Origin of the sequence: Actinokineospora auranticolor, assembly GCF_041897805.1 — a bacterium.
Taxonomy (GTDB): domain Bacteria; phylum Actinomycetota; class Actinomycetes; order Mycobacteriales; family Pseudonocardiaceae; genus Actinokineospora; species Actinokineospora auranticolor.
Genome location: NZ_CP154825.1, coordinates 4,615,676 through 4,632,982 on the forward strand (window position 1 = coordinate 4,615,676; position 17,307 = coordinate 4,632,982).

General features: G+C 71.8%; 15 protein-coding genes. 10 read left to right on the forward strand and 5 right to left on the reverse strand.

Translation table 11 applies throughout. The annotated features are described in order from the left end of the window. The first annotated feature begins 75 nt into the window (after positions 1 to 75). The 7 genes from V5P93_RS20385 to V5P93_RS20415 all read left to right on the forward strand — a co-directional run bounded on the left by V5P93_RS20385 (position 76) and on the right by V5P93_RS20415 (position 8,362). Positions 76 to 1,530: a S28 family serine protease gene (locus tag V5P93_RS20385; RefSeq protein WP_104483120.1), complete on the forward strand. Its 1,455-nt coding sequence runs from the start codon at positions 76 to 78 to the stop codon at positions 1,528 to 1,530. 166 nt (positions 1,531 to 1,696) lie between these two features. Continuing rightward, entirely contained in the window at positions 1,697 to 2,392 is a 696-nt protein-coding gene (locus V5P93_RS20390) for a hypothetical protein (RefSeq protein WP_104483121.1), read from the forward strand. A 96-nt stretch (positions 2,393 to 2,488) separates the two neighbouring features. Beyond that, positions 2,489 to 5,035: an ABC transporter permease gene (locus V5P93_RS20395; protein WP_146108376.1), complete on the forward strand. Its 2,547-nt coding sequence runs from the start codon at positions 2,489 to 2,491 to the stop codon at positions 5,033 to 5,035. Next, entirely contained in the window at positions 5,028 to 5,702 is a 675-nt protein-coding gene (locus V5P93_RS20400) for an ABC transporter ATP-binding protein (RefSeq protein ID WP_245931750.1), read from the forward strand. Before V5P93_RS20395 ends, V5P93_RS20400 begins: the two co-directional genes overlap by 8 nt. Continuing rightward, positions 5,699 to 6,346 carry an ATP-binding cassette domain-containing protein gene (locus V5P93_RS20405; RefSeq protein ID WP_104483123.1) on the forward strand — a complete coding sequence of 216 codons (648 nt, stop codon included), beginning with the start codon at positions 5,699 to 5,701 and terminating at the stop codon, positions 6,344 to 6,346. Before V5P93_RS20400 ends, V5P93_RS20405 begins: the two co-directional genes overlap by 4 nt. 52 nt (positions 6,347 to 6,398) lie before the next feature. Next, complete coding sequence (locus V5P93_RS20410; RefSeq protein ID WP_104483124.1) at positions 6,399 to 7,244, forward strand: DUF4429 domain-containing protein; 846 nt, start codon at positions 6,399 to 6,401, stop codon at positions 7,242 to 7,244. Between the two features lie 44 nt (positions 7,245 to 7,288). Beyond that, the gene (locus V5P93_RS20415; RefSeq protein ID WP_245931751.1) at positions 7,289 to 8,362 is read left to right on the forward strand and encodes a GDSL-type esterase/lipase family protein; all 1,074 of its coding nucleotides are present in this window, start codon (positions 7,289 to 7,291) and stop codon (positions 8,360 to 8,362) included. Positions 8,363 to 8,677: 315 nt separating this feature from the next. Here the strand turns inward: V5P93_RS20415 and V5P93_RS20420 are convergent, their stop codons facing one another. The 5 genes from V5P93_RS20420 to V5P93_RS20440 all read right to left on the reverse strand — a co-directional run bounded on the left by V5P93_RS20420 (position 8,678) and on the right by V5P93_RS20440 (position 13,518). Next, entirely contained in the window at positions 8,678 to 9,934 is a 1,257-nt protein-coding gene (locus V5P93_RS20420) for an IS4 family transposase (protein WP_374066523.1), read from the reverse strand. Positions 9,935 to 10,317: 383 nt separating this feature from the next. Then, complete coding sequence (locus V5P93_RS20425) at positions 10,318 to 10,701, reverse strand: nuclear transport factor 2 family protein (protein ID WP_245931831.1); 384 nt, start codon at positions 10,699 to 10,701, stop codon at positions 10,318 to 10,320. A 9-nt stretch (positions 10,702 to 10,710) separates the two neighbouring features. Continuing rightward, complete coding sequence (locus V5P93_RS20430) at positions 10,711 to 11,163, reverse strand: Lrp/AsnC family transcriptional regulator (protein WP_104483676.1); 453 nt, start codon at positions 11,161 to 11,163, stop codon at positions 10,711 to 10,713. After that, positions 11,160 to 12,293: a Xaa-Pro peptidase family protein gene (locus V5P93_RS20435; RefSeq protein ID WP_104483675.1), complete on the reverse strand. Its 1,134-nt coding sequence runs from the start codon at positions 12,291 to 12,293 to the stop codon at positions 11,160 to 11,162. Before V5P93_RS20435 ends, V5P93_RS20430 begins: the two co-directional genes overlap by 4 nt. Positions 12,294 to 12,303: 10 nt before the next feature. After that, positions 12,304 to 13,518, reverse strand: coding sequence for an MFS transporter (locus tag V5P93_RS20440; RefSeq protein ID WP_181043979.1), 1,215 nt, complete (start codon positions 13,516 to 13,518; stop codon positions 12,304 to 12,306). A gap of 50 nt (positions 13,519 to 13,568) precedes the next feature. Between V5P93_RS20440 and V5P93_RS20445 the strand changes: the two genes are divergently transcribed. The 3 genes from V5P93_RS20445 (at position 13,569) to V5P93_RS20455 (ending at position 17,276) form a co-directional block, all read left to right on the forward strand. Next, a complete protein-coding gene (locus V5P93_RS20445) occupies positions 13,569 to 13,976 on the forward strand; it encodes a VOC family protein (protein ID WP_104483679.1) in 408 nt (135 codons plus the stop codon). A gap of 385 nt (positions 13,977 to 14,361) precedes the next feature. Further along, positions 14,362 to 16,041, forward strand: a complete 1,680-nt coding sequence (locus V5P93_RS20450) for a 2-isopropylmalate synthase (protein ID WP_219824216.1) — start codon at positions 14,362 to 14,364, stop codon at positions 16,039 to 16,041. Positions 16,042 to 16,148: 107 nt separating this feature from the next. Beyond that, positions 16,149 to 17,276: an IS4 family transposase gene (locus V5P93_RS20455; protein ID WP_374066518.1), complete on the forward strand. Its 1,128-nt coding sequence runs from the start codon at positions 16,149 to 16,151 to the stop codon at positions 17,274 to 17,276. The last annotated feature ends 31 nt before the right edge of the window (positions 17,277 to 17,307 follow it).

Below are 17,307 nucleotides of genomic sequence, written 5' to 3' on the forward strand. Positions count from 1 at the left end.
CCGACATCGGGGCGGGTGCGCAAGACTCCACCACCCGGCCGCCGCGGCGGCGGCCAGTGATCGAGGAGTTACGGCGTGCTCATCCGCAGCAGACGGGCGTTGGTGGCGGGCTTGGCGGCCGCCGCGGCCGTGGGCCTCACCGCCGGGGCCATCCCGGCGCAGGCCGCACCCGAACCGCAGGTGGCGACCAGTGGCCACAGCACCGATATCGCCGACCGGCTCCGGGCCATCCCCGGGCTGACCATCGTCTCGGAGTCGGCGACCCCGCCCGAGGGCTACCGCTTCTTCCTGCTCACCTTCAAGCAGCCGGTGGACCACCACCGGCCCAAGGGGGCGACCTTCGAGCAGCGGTTCCAGCTGCTGCACAAGGACACCTCCCGCCCGGTGGTGCTGCACACCACCGGCTACAACATGCCCACCACCGCGTTCCGCTCCGAGCCGACGCGGCTCATCGACGGCAACCAGATCTCGGTGGAGCAGCGGTTCTTCAGCCCGTCGCGGCCCGACCCGGCCGACTGGGACGACCTCGACATCTGGCAGGCGGCCACCGACCACCACCGGATCGTCTCCGCGCTCAAGCGGGTCTACCCGGCCAAGTGGATCTCCACCGGGGCCAGCAAGGGCGGCATGACCTCGGTCTACCACCGCCGCTTCTACCCCGACGACGTCAACGGCGTGGTCGCCTACGTGGCCCCCAGCGACGTCAACAACCCCAGTGACCGCGCCTACGACAAGTTCTTCCAGACCGTCGGCACCGACCCCGCGTGCCGCACCCGCCTGGAGGACGTGCAGAAGGAAGCGCTCAAGCGGCGCACCTCGATGGTCGCCAAGTACCAGGCCGCCGCGGACAAGGCGGGCTGGACGTTCACCGGTGTGCTCGGCTCCATCGACCGCGCCTACGAGATGACCATCCTCGACACCGGGTGGGCGTTCTGGCAGTACTCGCTGCAGGCGGACTGCGTGACCGTGCCCGCCAAGACCGCCACCGATGACGAGCTGTACGCGTTCATCGACGCCACCGCCGGGTTCGCCTTCTACGCCGACCAGGGCATCACCCCGTACGCGCCGTACTTCTACCAGGCCGCGACCCAGCTGGGCTGGCCGCAGCCGAAGTTCGAGCACCTGCGCGGCCTGCTCCGCTACCCGGGTCTGTACCAGGCGAACTCCAGCCTGCCGCCGGAGCTGCGCTCGCGGCACGACGCGCGGCCGATGGTCGACGTCGACCACTGGGTGCGCACCCGCTCCGAGCGGATGCTGTTCGTGTACGGCGCCAACGACCCGTGGGGCGCCGAGCAGTTCGTGCCCAGCCGCCGCGACTCGCAGGTCTACACCGCGCCCGGCGCCAACCACGGCGCGAACATCGGCGCGCTGGTGGCCGCCGAGCGCGACAAGGCCACCGCCGACCTGCGCCGCTGGGCCGGGGTCAGCGGGACGCCCGCGACCGCTCGCGCCGCCACCGACGGCGTGACCGACCTCCCGATCACGGACCTCGACCGCGCCGAGCCGCGCAACGAGCGCCGTCCGCTGTAACCGAGCACCACCGGATCACCGGTCCGGGGTGTCCCGTCGCGGGCACCCCGGACCGCCCGTTCGGGCGGCTTTCCCCGCACGCCCCACCGACCCGGCGCCACCGCCGGTCACCCCGGCCGGTCAGTAGACCTTGTTTCCTCACCACCGTGGAGGAAGAGGTCACGCCATGCAGTTCTCGCAGACCGGCAACTTCGACGGCGCCCAGCAGGCCGACGCCGCCCAGTGGCGGGGCGTGCTCGAGTCGGCGGGCGTCACGGCGGCGTCCTTCGCCGCCAGTCCCCTGTTCACCTTCACCTGGGTCGACCCGAGCAACGGGCAGACCTGGTACGTCCGCGTCAGCCAGCCCGAGTGGAACCAGCTCTACGCGCAGACCACGACGACCACCACCACGGGCGTCGAGGCCATGGACACCTCGGACGACGGCGTGGAACCGATGGACTGGGACCCCGCGCGGGTCACCAACACCTACGCCCTCGACGACAACTGCTACTACGTCACCGCCGCCGCGCTGCTCGACACCGACGTCGACTCCGTCATCACCACCACCGAGATGATGCAGATCGCGGGCGGCGCACCGCTCGCGGAGATCGAGGCGCTCTACCGCGCCGCCGGGCTCAACGCGCAGTCGCACACCCTGCTCTCCTTCGCCGACGTCGGCGCGACCATGGCCGCCTACGGCGACGACCAGGACAAGCAGTTCGCCATCGCGTTCACCCGGGCCGACGGGACCGGCCACGCCATCGTCGGCCGCTACTCCGGGTCCACCGGACAGCTCCAGTTCCTGGACTACCAGCAGGGCGAGGGCATCGACGCCACCGCCGACGTCTCGACCGGGACGCTGTTCTACCTGTTCCCCCAGTGATCACCTCCGCACCCGTTGTGACCAGCGGGGATCCGGCGGTATCGGTTCGGTTGCCGTGCGCACGCCCGCGCACGGCGGCCGGTAGCGTCCGGCCCCATGCAGTTGCCGTGGAGAGCCGCCCCGCGCGCCGCGGTGTCCGGTCCGCTGACCGTGCTGGTGGCCTTCGTCGCGGCGCTGCTGCTCAGCTTCGTCGGGGCGGCGGCCGTGCTGCACGCGGACTCGGCGGGCAGCGCCGCGGTCGGCTACCAGGCCGGGCGCCTGTGCCCGCAGACCGTGCCGCCGGTGATCGACGGCAACAAGGTCACCGTGGCCGACGCCAACCGGATCCTCGCCCTGGCCCGGGACAGCGGTCGGGCGAACGGGTTCCCCACCCTGGTCGGCGCGGTCTACTCGCCGGTGCGTCAGTGGGACTTCAACGGTCCGCACCCGTGGTCGCAGTTCGCCTACCGCGACGGCGCCCGGGACAACCTCAAGGTCCTCTCCGGCGGCGGCCAGGACGGCCTCTGGGTGCCCAAGAGCATCGCCGACGACGCGGGGATCAAGCTCGGTGACCGGGGCCTGAACGGCACGCTGCCGCCGGTCACCGCGATCTACGCGGACATCGCCGAGCCCGTCCCCGACTACTGGTGCTCCGAGCAGCAGCGCGTGGTGCCCAACCCGCTCGCCACCGAGGGCGCGACCGCCGCGCCCATCTGGTTCCCGTCGCTGCGGGAGTTCACCGAGCACATGGACTCGCTCAGCGACAACGCCGCCGCGGTGAGCGCGCGCTTCCCCGTCGAGCGGCTGCCCGCGACCACCGAGGAGGCCGCCGCGCTGGTCGACCGGGGCAAGCGGATGCTCGACGGCGTCGTCGGGACCCTGCGGGCGGAGGAGAAGGCGCGGTTCGTGATCGCCGCGAACTACTTCGCCAAGCCGGTCGAGGTGGCGCGCGCGGCGAGCGACACGGTCTGGTCGGCGGTGCTGCCGTTGACCGTGATCAGCCTGCTGGTCGGGCTCGCGGGTGTCGGCGCGGTGACCGTGCAGTGGTTCCAGCGGCGCCACGCCGAGCTGCGGCTGCTGTGGGCGCGCGGTGCCGGGCCGGTCGCGCTCGGGTGGCGCGCGGTGCTGGAACTGGCGCTGCCGCTGCTGGTCGGCGCGGGCGCGGGTTTGGCGGCGGCTCGACTCGCGTTGCCCTGGTACGCGCCGTCCTCCGACCTCACCGACGGCACCGGTGCGCTCGCCTCCGCCGTGGCGGGCGGGGTGTTCGTCGCCGCGCTCGTGGTCGTCGGCGCCGTGGCGGCGACGCGCGCGCACCGCGCCTTCCAGACCGGCGCGGCCCGTCGGTCGGCGCGGGCGTGGCGGCTGGTGCCGTGGGAGCTGATCACCGCCGTCCTGGCGTACCTGGCCTGGGCGCGGCGGGAGTCGACGCCCACGAAGTTGGCGTTCGGGCAGCCGCTGCCGGAGACCGCGGACGCGGTCGGGTTGGCGTTCCCGCTGCTGGTCGTGCTGACCGTCGCGCTGGTGACCGTGCGGCTGGCCCGCTGGGGGCTGCGCGCGGCGCACCGGGTGCGGCTGTGGCGGGTGCCCGCCGCGCAGCTGGCGTTGCGCAGGTTGGCCGCCGCGGCGGGTTCGGTGGTCGGGATCCTGCTGGTGGGCACGCTCGCGGTCGGCACGCTGACCGTGGGCGTCGGGGTGGCCGACGCGCAGCGCGCGGCGCTGGACACCAAGTCCGGGCTGTTCGTCGGCGCCGAGTCGGCCGCGCTGATCCCGACGCGCGTCGGGGTCTCGGGGCAGTTGCCGCCCGCGCTGGCCGCGCACTCCACGCTGGTCGGCGTGCTCAAGACCGGGCAGAACATCAACCTCGTGATCGACCCGGCCACCTTCACCCGCTCGGCGTGGCTGGGCGACCGCGACCCCGCCGACACCCAGGCGCAGCTCGACGTCCTCGGCGGTACCGGGGGCCCGGTCCCGGCGCTGCGCGTCGGCCGCACCCCCGAGGCGACCACGACGCTGCCCCGGCTCGGGCAGGTCAAGCCCGTCGAACAGGTCGGATCGTTCCCGCTGATCGGCACCGGGCAGGGCTACGTCGTCTCCCGCGCGGCCGTGCGCGACCTCAAGCAGGTCGACGTGTGGCAGATCTGGTCCAACCAGCCGCTGGACACCCTGATCAGGGACCTGGACGCGGCGGGGATCCACCACCTCCAGTCGCGGTCCCGGGACAAGGCGCTCGACGGGCTGCCGTTCCTGACCGTGACCTGGACGTTCGACTTCGTCACCGCGCTCGGCGTGGTGCTCGCGGTGGTCGCCGCCGCGGCGCTGGTGCTGGCCGTGGAGGTGCGGCGGCGGCAGAACGCGCTGGCCGGGGCGCTCGCGACGCGGATGGGGCTGCGGCAGCGCACGCTCGTCGCCAGCCACCTCACTGAACTGGGCGGACTTGCCGGGGTCTCGGTCGCGGCGGGCAGCGCGGCCGGAGTGGTGTGCGCGGCGGTGTCGGCGCCGCTGCTGGACCCGTCCCCGTGGCTGCGGCCGGTCGCGGGCGCGCCGGACCTGCTGCCGCTGGTGTCGACCACGACCGGTGTCGCGGCCGTGGTCGTGGCGCTGGTGTGCTGGACCGCGGTGCGCTCGGTGACCACCGCCCGAGTCGGGGAGCTGATCCGTGGCTGAGCCCTTGTACGAGCTGCGCGGCGTGCACGTGGACTACCGCACGCCGACCGGTGTCGTCCCGGCCGTCTCCGACGTGTCCTTCGACGTCCCCGCCGACGGGATCACCGTGCTCGCGGGCCCGTCGGGCTCCGGCAAGTCGACGCTGTTGCGGGTGCTGGGCCTGGTCGACCGGCACACCGCCGGGACGGTCCGCCTCCAGGGCCGCGACGTCGGCGGCCTGGGGCACCGGGCCCGCCGCCAGACCCGCCGCGACCGGATCGCGGTGGTGTTCCAGGCGCCGCCGGACAACCTGATCGGGCACCTGACCGTGGCGCAGAACCTGCGCGCGTCCGCCCAGTCCGCCGGACGCGCGGACGCGGACCCGGACATCCTGGACTGGCTGGGCATCCCCGGCACCGGCTCGTGGCGGGTCGCGGCGCTGTCCGGCGGGCAGCAGCAGCGGCTGGCGTTCGGCTGCGCGCTGGCCCGCGAGCCGGACGTCGTGCTGGCCGACGAACCCACCTCCCAGCTCGACGCGGCCTCGGCCGCGCTGGTCCTGGACGTGCTCGGCAGGCTCGCGGACTCCGGGGTCGCGGTCGTCGCCGCGTCCCACGACCCCGACCTGGTCGCCATCGGCACCCGCGTCGTCCGGCTCCGCGAGGGCCGCGTTCAGGGGGAGGCCGCGTGACCGCGCTGGCCGCGCGGGGCCTGACCCGCGTCTTCGACCACGCCGACGGCCCGCTGGAGGTGCTGCGCGGCGTCGACCTCGACCTCGAACCCGGCGAGGTCGTGACCGTGTCGGGGCGGTCCGGTTCGGGCAAGAGCGCGTTGTTCGCGCTGCTGTGCGGGTTCGACAAACCCGACTCCGGCACCGTCGAACTCCTCGGCCGCCCGCTGCCCGAGACCCCCGCGTGGCAGGACTGCGCGGTACTCCCCCAGGCTCTGGGCTTGGCCCACGAGCTGACGTTGGCGGAGAACGTGGCGCTGCCGCTGCGGCTGTCCGACCGGCGCGCTGCCGTGGCCGATCGGGTCGACGAGCTGCTGACCGAGCTGGGTATCGCCGCGCTGGCCGACCGCTACCCCGGCGAGGTGTCGTACGGGCAGCAGCAGCGCGCCGCGCTCGCCCGCGCCGCCGCGCCCCGGCCCCGGGTTCTGCTGGCCGACGAGCCGACCGCGCACCTCGACCACGACAGCGTCGCCGCCGCCTTGGCCGTGCTGCGGCGCGTCGCGGGCGAGGGCACCGCGGTGCTGGTGGCGACCCACCACGACCAGGTGCACCGGGTCGCCGACCGGCGCCTCGCGCTGACCGACGGGCGGATCGTGCCCGCCTGACCGGTACGGTGATCGCCAAGGGACCACCAGGCGGGGGGCTGCTGTGCTGGGGATGACCGAGGTGATCGGCAAGGACGGCACCTGGGAGTTCGACTACGAATCCGTGCGGATCACCCCGGGGCGCGGGGCGCACCCGCTGCGGCAGACCCTGGGTGAGCTGACCGTGCCGCTGGCCGCGATCGACACGGTGGCGTTCGAGGCCGACCGGCGCGACGGCACGCTTCGCCTGCGGCCCCGGCACGGCGCGGACCCGCTGTGGCAGGCCACCGGCGGTCAGCTGCCCCCGGCCGCCGACCCGTACCGGCTCACCGTGGACACCCGGTTCTCCGCCACCGCGTCGGCGTTCGCCTCGGCCGTGCGCGACGCCCGGCTCGTGGCGCAGGTCCCCGACGGCCCGGCGGAGGAGTACCTGCTGCCCGGGCCGCACGTGCCGCTGTCGATGTCGGTCGAGGACGGCACCGCCACCTTCGACGGCGAGCGGATCCACATCGAGTGGGGGTGGGCGGCCGACACGGTCAAGCAGGCGATGCGCGCGCACACCATCCACGTGGTGGACCTGGCCGGTGTCGAGTGGACGCCCAAACTGGTGCGGTTCCGGCCGGTGGCGGGGTCGGTGGGCCTGCCCGCCAAGCACGACCCGAACTGCCTGAAGCTGTGGGGGTTCAAAAAGGACGTCGCCTCGTCGGCGCTGCTGGCCGCCGCGGTGACCGCCCGGCTGGCGCACCCGCGCGCGCCCGTGGCGGAGGTCGTCGAGGAGTTGCCGGAGGAGCCCGTGACCGGCGAGGACCAGGACACCGTCCTGCGCAGACTCCGCGAGCTCGGCGCGCTGCACCGCGACGGGGTGCTCACCGACGAGGAGTTCGCCGCGGCCAAGCAGGCGCTGCTGCGCCGCTTGTAGCCCGATACGGCGCCGGGTGGGCCGCGGGCCTAAACTCGACGGCGATGATGCGTTCGACCGCGATGGTGCGGCGGTACCGATGGCACGCCGCCGTCCTGCTCCTCGTGCTCGCCATGGTGGGCTCGTTCTTCTTCCTGTTCCCCACGGCCCAACCCCCGCCCGGCCCGCCGACCGGCGTGCCCAGGGTCCTGGTCGCCCTGGGCGACAGCACCGTTTCGGGTGAGGCCGCGGGCGACTACACCCCCGACACCGACGGCAAAGACGGCGACTGGTGCCACCGGTCGGTGAACGCGTCCATCCACCACACCGGACTGCGCGGCATCGAGGAGACCATCAACCTCGCCTGCTCTGGGGCGCCGTCCGCGCAGGTGGCGCTGGGTGACGTCAAGCAGTACACCGAGCCGTCGCAGGCGGAGCGGCTCGGCGACCTGGCCAAGCGCAAGCGGGTCGTGGCGATCCTCGTCGCGGTCGGCGCCAACGACGACCCGGCGTTCTCGCACGTGCTGTCCGATTGCGTGCAGGCGTGGCTGGACGCGGGCAAGAAGAGCTGTTCGGCCGGTGTGGGCGAGCAGTGGCAGTCCCGCGTCGACGCGATGGTGCCGAAGGTGAACCGGGCGCTGGCCGACATCCGGACGGTCATGACCCGCGCGGGCTACGGCAACGACGACTACCAGTTGGTGCTGCAGTCGTACGCCCCGCCGGTCAGCCCCGACCTGCGCCCGGAGCTGCGCAACCTCAACGGCTGCCCGTTCCGCGTGGAAGACCTGCGGTGGGTGCGGGAATCGGCGGTACCGCAGATCACCGCGGGCGTCCGCCAGGCGGCCCGCGACTCGGGCGCCCGCCTGCTCGACATCTCCCGGGCGGGCCTGGGGCGGGAGGCGTGCGCGCGGGAGAACCCGGCGGAGGAGTGGTTCAGCAGGCTGTCGGTGCGGTGGACCGATCTGAGCGACGAGAACCGGGAGGGGCACGCGCTGCAGGAGTCCTTCCACCCCAACAAGGCCGGGCACGAGCAGTTCGGCCGGTGCCTCGGGGAGTTCCTCGGCACCGACTCCCGGGCCGCGGCCTGCCTGCCGGGCGCGGACGGGAACCTGCACCCCGCCAACAGCATCGGCCCCTGATCGTCCATATCGGACAGTCGGAGCCTCGCGTACTTCCGCCTGTACCCGAGGGGCCCGGCTTCGAGGGCGACCGGGTTTGGCGCGGATCGCGGCCATGGCACGCCTCCGGCCCAATGCCACTAACTTAGGCTAGGTGCGAGGATTCTGATGGTGGCCGGACCCTGATGTCGAACGCCTTGATGTTTGCCCTTTTTGGTGGGGTAGCGTTTATGGCGTCCACGTTTGGCCACACGGGGGTACGTTCGGTGCCTTCGGGCCGCGAGGTGTCTCTCGTTGATTTCCGCGCGGGTCTCCGATAACGCTCTCGCTTGGCGTTCAGGGGGAAAAATCCGCCTCGGCGGGGACCTGGCGTCGGATGACTCGAAGAGACCGCATGAAGGACAGTCGATCAGGGTCGACGTCGGCCTCGTCGGCCGCCGAGCACATCAAACGCCGAATGCCATAGTGTGCGAGCAGGAACGCCCACAGTTCCTGACGCACCATGTCGGGCGATCTCGACCGCAGCGTCTTACCCGATCCTTGTTGATGGGTCTTCATCTCATCGATCAAACCCTCGCATTCCCAGCGTTCATGGTAGGCGAGAGCCAATTCCATGGCAGTCGCCTCGGCCGGGTCGAGAATCGACGTCACCACGCACACGACCTCGGCTGCCCCGTCACCCGCCCGGTCGGGAACCTGATATTCGACCACCCGAACCGGTTGCGCATCCTCGGAACGACAATCCTCGCCGCGGCGGGCCTTCTCGATCAGCCGATCCCGGCGCCCTCGGCGCACGGCCGAACTGACCAGGATCGAGCGATACGAACCGTCGGGCAACCACTCCAACACCGGCAACGTGACAGCCGAACTCACTCTCCACAGCAGGTCAGCGCCAGTACGACGGAACTCGTTCCACAGATCGAAACCGTAGAAGCCCCGATCGGCGATCACCAGCATGTCCGGCTCGACAGACCCGATGATGTCTCTCGCGAGAGTTTTCTCGCTGGTCAGACACCCGGCGATCGCGGCCCCCACGATCGCGCGGGAACCACACTCGCCCAACACGATCATCAACGCCCGCGGAAACGCGGACTCGACCGACTGATTACGCTGTCGACCGAACTCCGCCGCGTTCTCGGGCGTATCCGGAACATCCACGGAGAACCCATCCATCGCCATCAACCGACGCGACGCCAACCACGCCCCTGTGGCGCCCCGCCCCGCCACCGGAACAGCGACCCGCTCAAACAACAGACTCAACGGCTCGACCCCCAACCGCTTCCGAGCCTTGGAAATAGCCGCCGTCGAGGGAACATTCCACTCACCACGCCACGAACCCACAGACCGCAACGACCCAACAAGCTTCCGCATCACCTCCTCGTAATCATCATCGAAAAACAGGCACATCCCCAAACAAAACCGCACCACCACATGCGCGGGAAGCAACCGAGACCGCAACTCGCGACGGCCCGTCTCGTTCAACACATCCTCGATCACATCTCGAGGAAAAACCTCCGCCAACACACCCAACGAGATCCGATCGGTCAACCGAACAGCCGACGAATCAACGACACCACCACGAACCTGCACCACGCGAGCCACCCGAAAATAATAGCAGCTCCTTGCTTAAGTTAGTGGCATTGCGCCTCCGGCCCCCGAGATCCATGCCAGCGGCGGGCACCGACAAAACCGGAAGATCGACAGCGGACCTGTGGACAACTCGGGGACGGAGGTCAGGCCGGGGCAGGTTGTGTCGATGAGTCAAGGGGAGGTCGGTGCGGGCGGCGGGATCGAAGGGGAAGGATGCCTGCTGGCGCACCAGCACCCACTCCCCCGCCCGCCTGCGGAACACGCGAGTACCGCGAGACCGGTTTCCGTCGTGGTGTCGTCCTCGTGGTACGCGACCATCTGGTTCAGGCCCGGCGGCGGTGCCCCCCGGTCCGAGACCGTCCACTCGACACGGGTCGGGGCCGCGTCTAGGTGGCGAACGAGTGGTGTTCGTGCGCGACCACCCACCGGCCGTTGTCCTTGCGCAGGCCCAGGGTGAGGCGGAGGCGGGTGTTCGGGGCGGCGGCCAGGTCCTCGGGGGTGCCGCACCTGAGCAGCGCGTACGCGTACGCGACCTCCGCACCCTCGGTGACGTGCAGGTCCACGATCTCGAAGACCGCGCCGCTCGCCTGCCAGGCGAAGAAGTCCGGCCACACCGCTCGGTAGGCGTCCAGGCCGCGGACGCCGTCGTGCGGTGGGGGCACGTCGAACATCACGATGTCCGGGGCGTGGTCGGCGGTCACGGCCGCCAGGTCGCCCCGGTGCACGGCCGCCGCCCACCGCACGACCAAATCCCTGATCTCGTCGCTCATCGCCCTCATCTACAGCGCGGGGGTGCGCCCCTCGTACGGCGTCGACAGCACGACGGTCGTACGGGTGGACACCTTCGCGGACTCGCGGATCTTGCGGAGCAGTTCCTCCAGGTCGGTCGGCGAGGCGACCCGCACCAGCAGGACGTACGAGTAGTCGCCCGCGACCGAGTAGCAGGACTCGATCTCCTCGATGTGCTCGAGCCGCTGGGGGTAGTCGTCGGGGGCGGCCGGGTCGATCGGGGACAGGGAGATGAACGCGGTCAGCGGCAGGCCGATGGCCTCGGCGTCGAGGCGCGCGGTGTAGCCGCGGATGACCGCCCGCTGCTCCAGCCTGCGGACCCGCTGGTGCACGGCGGAGACGCTGAGCCCGACGCGCTCGGCGAGGTCGGTGAAGCTGCGCCTGCCGTCGGCCGCCAGTTCCCGGACGATCGCCTGGTCGATGGGCTCCAGCTCGCCGCTCATGCGGGCAGCACCACCAGCTCGTGCGGGCGGTGGTTGACCGACTCCACCCCCGTCTCGGTGACGACGACGATGTCCTCGATGCGCGCGCCCCACCGGCCCGCCTGGTAGATCCCCGGCTCGACGCTGAAGGCCATGCCCGGCTCCAGCACGGTCTCGTTGCCCGCGACGATGTACGGGTGCTCGTGCACGTCCAGCCCGATGCCGTGGCCGGTGCGGTGGATGAAGAACTCGCCCAGGCCCGCGTCCGCGATGAGCTGGCGGGCGGCGGCGTCCACCGACTCGGCGGTCACCCCGGGGCGCACGGACTCCACGGCGGCGCGCTGGGCGGCGGCGAGCACGGCGTAGGTCGCGGCCACGTCGGCGTCGCGCGGCTCGCCGACGGCGTAGGTGCGGGTGCTGTCGGAGTTGTAGCCCGCGTCGGTGCTGCCGCCGATGTCGACGACCACCACGTCCCCTGCGGTGATCACCCGGTCGGACACGTCGTGGTGCGGGCTGGCGCCGTTGGGGCCGGAGCCGACGATGACGAACTCGACCTTGGCGTGGCCCTCGGCCACGATCGCGGCGGCGATGTCCGCGCCCACCTCGGCCTCGGTGCGGCCGGGCCGCAGCCACTCGCCGATCCGGGCGTGCACGCGGTCGATCGCGGCACCGGCCTGGCGCAGCGCCTCGACCTCGGCGGCGTCCTTGCGCATCCGCAGCGCGCTGAGCACCGGTCCGGCCAGGACCTGCTCGGCGCCGGGCAGCGCGTCGCGCAGCGGCAGCACGTGCAGCGCGGGCAGCACGTCGCCGACGGCGACGCGCGTGGCCGCGGGGAGCAGACCGGCGACGAGCCCGTACGGGTCCTCGCCGTCGACCCAGGTGGCCACCCGCACGCCCAGCTCCGCCAGCGGCACGCCGTCGTAGCCGGGTGCCTCCAGCTTCGGCACGACCAGCACCGCGTCCCCCGCCGCGGGCAGCACCAGCGCGGTCAGCCGCTCGAACGAGGACCCGCTGCCGCCGATCAGGTAGCGCAGGTCGGAGCCGGGGGCGATGAGCAGGGCGTCGGCCCCGTGGGCCGCGGCGGCGGACCGGGCCCGGTCCAGGCGGGCGCGCAGCAGGTCCGGGTCCACGGCGGTGGCGATGGTCGACATATCCCGCACCCTAGTGCCTGGCACCGACCGGTTCCTCGTCCATCTCACGCCAGCCCTTGGCCAACGCGGGCCACAGCGTGATCGCGAGGTACACCCCCGAGGCGGTGAGCAGCGTGGGGACCAGCCCGAACCCGTCGACGGCAAAGCCCGCCAGCACGGCGCCCACGGGCATCGGCCACTGCGAGCCCGCCTGCAGCACACCGCCCACCACGGGCCGCACGTCGTCGGGCACCCGGTCGAACTGGACCACGCCGAGCACCGGGTTGATCGTGCCGACCGCGCAGCCGAACACCGCCAGCGCGGCCAGCGCCATCGGCAGCGGCGGAGCGGCGGCCAGCAGCGCGAACCGGGGCGCGCCGCTGACCAGGAACGCGGTGGCCAGGGTCCAGCGGCGCGACAGCCGGGCGCCGAGCCAGGCGTAGGCCAGCGACCCGGCGAGCCCGCCGCCCGCCCACACGCCCGCGATCGCGCCGAGCGCGACGCTGCTGCCGAGGACGCGTTCGGCGTAGACGGGCAGCAGGACGGCGAAGAACGCGGCGTCGAGCAGGTTGGTGCCGGAGACGAGCAGGACCACCCACCGCAGCGCCCGGTCCCGGCGCAGGTAGGCGAGTCCGCCGCGGAGGCGGTGCCCGTAGCCGCCGGGGGCCTTTCCGCCGACGGCGGGGACGAACAGGCGCACCAGGAGCGCGGAGCCGAGGAAGGTCGCGGCGTCGACGAGCAGCACGCCGGGTGGGCCGAGCAGGGCGATGAGCACCCCGGCGAGCGGTCCGCCGAGCATGCGGGCACCGCGCCAGACGCCTTCGTAGGCCCCGGAGGCGCGTTCGGTCGACACCTCCGCCCGCGCGGTGAGCGCGGGCACCATGGCGCGCCGCGCGGTCGCGCCCGGTGCCGCGACCAGGCCCAGTGCCCAGGCGAGCGGCACCAGGAGGGCGAACGGGAGGCCGGAGGTGCCGTGCAGCAGGGGAATCGCGGCCACGACGGCGGCGGCGAGCAGGTCCGAGGCGACACTGGCCGCGCGTCTGCCGACCCGGTCGACGACCGGCCCGGCGGCGAGCGCCCCGACGACCGCGCCGAACACCTCGACCCCCGCGACCAGCCCGGTGCGCGCCGCGCTCCCGGTGGTCTGCAACACGAACCACGGCACGGCCAGCACCGTCATCGCCGTCCCGCACGCCGAGAGCGCGTTGGCCCCCAGCAGCGCGGCCAGCGGCCCACGCGCCCCCATGATCACGACCATAGGGTGGCAGCGGGACGGGTGTGTGGTACTCCACGATCATGACGCGTCTCGGTGGACGGGGTTTCGGGCTCAGTGGCATCAGCGTTCTGCACGCGGTGGTGGTGGACTGCCGCGATCCGTTCGCGCTGGCCAGGTTCTGGGCCGCGCTGCTGGAGGGTGAGATCGAGGAGGCCGAGCCGCGCGGCGGGCCGTGCGCCTCGGTGGTCGCGCCGTTCGGACTGCGGCTGGACTTCCACCTGGTGCCCGAGGGCGGGGCGGCGCGGAACCGGCTGCACCTGGACCTGCGGACCACCGCGTTCCACCACGCCGTGGCGCGGGCGGTGGCCCTGGGCGCGACGACCGCGGACGACGTCCATCCGCCGGACGGGTGGCAGGTGCTGCGGGACCCGGAGGGGAACGAGTTCTGCTTGCTCCGGCCACGGATTGATGACACGTCATCGGAATAGGCCCGATCACCGGATAGACATCTCGCCGGGCGTTCTTTCCCGGCCGCGGCGAAGGCCGTCCGCCGACAAAGGCGAGCGGCCCCCGCACTATTCCGCACACCGTACGGATAATGCGCCCGACCACGCGGCGCGTTCGTCCCTTTGCGACCGGCGGAGTCCCGTGCAATTGCGCCACGACAGCGCCGCGCACGGGGTGGCCCCGCGCTGACCACACAAGGCGTCCGGATGGCGCATGGCGCATAGTCGCCATACGGACGAAATCCGCGAAGAACCGCTCGGCAACCGACCCCGGACATAACCATCGCCATTAGCGTCAAGCGGGACACGCGACACCGCCGCGAACATGACCGCGCGGATCGCTTGCGCCATTCCTGGGGGAGGAACGATGACCACCACCGAACCGCCCGCCACCGCTCGACCGGCGGGCAATTCGGAACCGCCCGGTAACCGATTGCCGTACGGCGCGCGGCACCGCAGCGCCGCCGCCCAGCGGGCGTCGTCGATGCCCGCGCACAAGTACCGGCAGTACCGGCCGCTCGGCCTGCCCGACCGGCAGTGGCCCGATCGGGTCGCCACCCGGGCGCCGCTGTGGTGCAGCGTGGACCTGCGCGACGGCAACCAGGCGCTGCTGGACCCCATGACGATGGCGAGCAGGCAGGAGCTGTTCCGGCTGCTGGTCCGCCTGGGTTTCAAGGAGATCGAGGTCGGCATGCCGGTGTCCTGCCGCGCCGACCACGACTTCGTGCGCTGGCTGGCCCGCTCCGGCGAGGTGCCCGACGACGTGACCCCGCAGGTCCTGGTGCCGATGCGGCCGGACCTGATCGCCGAGACCGTGCGCGCCCTGCGCGGCCTGCCGCGCGCGATCATGCAGGTGTTCCACCCGACCTCGACCGTGCAGCGCCGGGTGGTGTTCCGCGCGACCCGCGCGGAGGTGAAGCGGCTGGCGCTCAACGGGGCCGAGCTGTCGATGCGGCTGCGGGACGGGCTGCCGGGGACCCGGCTGTCGCTGCAGTACGGGCCGGAGTCGTTCACCCAGACCGAGCCCGAGTTCGCGCTGGAGGTCTGCAACGCGGTGCTCGACCTGTGGCGGCCGACCGCGGACGACGACGTGCGGATCAACCTGCCCGCCACCGTCGAGGCGTTCCCCGCGCACGAGTTCGCCGACCGCATCGAGTGGATGCACCGCAACCTGGTATTCCGCGACCGGATCCTGCTGGGCCTGCACCCGCACAACGACCGGGGCTGCGGGGTCGCCGCCGCGGAGGCCGCGCTGCTGGCCGGGGCGGACCGGGTCGAGGGCACGCTGTTCGGCAACGGGGAGCGCAGCGGCAACGTCTGCCTGGTCACCCTGGCGATGAACCTGTTCTCCCAGGGCATCGACCCGCGGCTGGAGCTCGGCGGCCTCGACGACATCCGCCGGGTGGCCGAGCGCTGCACCCGGATCCCGGTGGCCTGCAGGCACCCGTGGGCGGGCGAGCTGGTGTACACCTCGCTGGCGGGCTCGCACCAGGACGCCATCGCGAAGGGCCTGCGCGACCGCGACGAGAGCGGGTCGCCGCTGTGGGAGGTGCCGTACCTGCCGATCGACCCGCACGACATCGGGCGCGACTACCAGGCGCTGGTGCGGATCAGCAACCAGTCGGGCAAGGGCGGGCTGGCGTACCTGATGCGCACCGAGCACGGGCTGGAGCTGCCCAGGGGCGTGCAGGTGGAACTGGCCGAGGCGGTCGGGCGGGAGATGGACGACCGCGGCGGCGAACTGGACCCGGCCGCCCTGTGGCGGATGTTCGCCCGGCACTTCCTGCCCCCGGTCGACCAGCGCTGGATGGGGCTGGACCCCGAGGAGGTGCTGACACGGCTCGCGGAGCGGACGGGGGTTCGCGTGCAGGTGCTCGACGTCATCGAGCAACCGTCGGCGACGCCCGCGTCGGCGTGCGCGACGTTCTGCCAGGTGCGGGCGGGTCGGCGGACGAAGTGGGGGGTGGGGATCGCCGGGGACCGGGCGGTGTCGCGGCTATCGGCGGTCTACAGTGGACTGCACCGGTTGGGTGCTCTGGTCGGCTAGGGGCAATGCCGGTCGGTTAGGTCATGGCGGGGCTGTAGCCTGCTGTGGTGGATCTTGGGTTGGGTGTGCGCGAGGGCGGCGGTCTGGCCGACCGGGCTGCGGTTGGTGTGCTGACTCGGATGTTTCCGGTGGAGTTGGTCGATCGGGTCATTGACCAGTATTGGCGTCGGGAACAGCGGACCCGCGCATTGCCTGCTCGGTTGGTCTTCTATTTCACGCTTGCTTTGTGTCTTTTCCCGAATGAGTCGTACCGGTCGACGATGAAGATTCTCATGTCGGCGTTCGGTCGTGGAGGGCAGGGCTATCGGGTACCGACGACCGGTTCGATCGGTGATGCTCGTCGTCGTCTGGGTTCGGAGCCGATGGAGACCGCGGTGCGGGCGGTGATACGACCGAGAGCGTGCCGGGAGACGATAGGCGCGTGGTATGGGGATTGGTTGTTGACAGCGGTTGACGGGACGACGTTCACGGTGCCGGATACCGAGGAGAACGATCGCGAGTTCGGGCGACCCGGTTCAGGGCGCGGCGAGGGAAAGACGGCGTATCCTCAGATTCAAGCGGCGTGTGTGGTCGAGTTGGGAACCCACGCGGTATTCGATGCCCGGATGGATGGCTATGCCGCCGCGGAAACGATGTTGATCGAGGAGATGTTCTCTTCATTGCGGCCGGGCATGCTGGTGTTGGCCGACCGGCACATCTACTCGTCCCGTCGCTGGGCCAAGGCCGTGGATACCGGCGCCGACCTGCTGTGGAGAGTGACCGCGAACCTCGCCCCACGGCCGGTGGAGAGACTATCGGACGGTTCCTGTATCGCCGAGATCACCCCGCCGAGGAGTTCGGGCCAACCATCTTTCCGGCTACGGCTGATCGAGTACCGATTGCCGTGGACGGAGGAGGTGTATCGGTTGGTGACCACGATCCTGGACCCGCTTCTGGCGCCCGCGAAGGAACTGGCCGCGCTCTATCACGAACGGTGGGACATCGAGGGCTTCCTCAAACAGATCAAGAGTGTCCAACTCAATACCGAGAAGATCTTCCGGTCGAAATCGCCCGACGGGGTACGGCAGGAGTTCTGGGCGCATCTGGCGGTGCACTACGCCACGATGTGTGTGCAGGTCGACGCCGCCGATCACGCGAAGCTCGATCCTGATCGGATCTCACACAAAAACACGGTACGCGTCATCCGGTCCCGTATCTGGGCGCCGGGATCTTTCCCCCCTCACGCACAGCGATGACCACTATCGGATGTTGCTGATCGAGGTCGGC

Bases quoted from the DNA above. Each gene is read 5' to 3' on its own strand.
- V5P93_RS20445 (WP_104483679.1), top strand. From the start codon at position 13,569: ATGACGCGTCTCGGTGGACGGGGTTTCGGGCTCAGTGGCATCAGCGTT.
- V5P93_RS20425 (WP_245931831.1), bottom strand. From the start codon at position 10,701: ATGAGCGACGAGATCAGGGATTTGGTCGTGCGGTGGGCGGCGGCCGTG.
- V5P93_RS20415 (WP_245931751.1), top strand. From the start codon at position 7,289: ATGATGCGTTCGACCGCGATGGTGCGGCGGTACCGATGGCACGCCGCC.
- V5P93_RS20410 (WP_104483124.1), top strand. From the start codon at position 6,399: ATGACCGAGGTGATCGGCAAGGACGGCACCTGGGAGTTCGACTACGAA.
- V5P93_RS20390 (WP_104483121.1), top strand. From the start codon at position 1,697: ATGCAGTTCTCGCAGACCGGCAACTTCGACGGCGCCCAGCAGGCCGAC.
- V5P93_RS20430 (WP_104483676.1), bottom strand. From the start codon at position 11,163: ATGAGCGGCGAGCTGGAGCCCATCGACCAGGCGATCGTCCGGGAACTG.
- V5P93_RS20440 (WP_181043979.1), bottom strand. From the start codon at position 13,518: ATGGGGGCGCGTGGGCCGCTGGCCGCGCTGCTGGGGGCCAACGCGCTC.
- V5P93_RS20450 (WP_219824216.1), top strand. From the start codon at position 14,362: ATGACCACCACCGAACCGCCCGCCACCGCTCGACCGGCGGGCAATTCG.
- V5P93_RS20395 (WP_146108376.1), top strand. From the start codon at position 2,489: ATGCAGTTGCCGTGGAGAGCCGCCCCGCGCGCCGCGGTGTCCGGTCCG.
- V5P93_RS20435 (WP_104483675.1), bottom strand. From the start codon at position 12,293: ATGTCGACCATCGCCACCGCCGTGGACCCGGACCTGCTGCGCGCCCGC.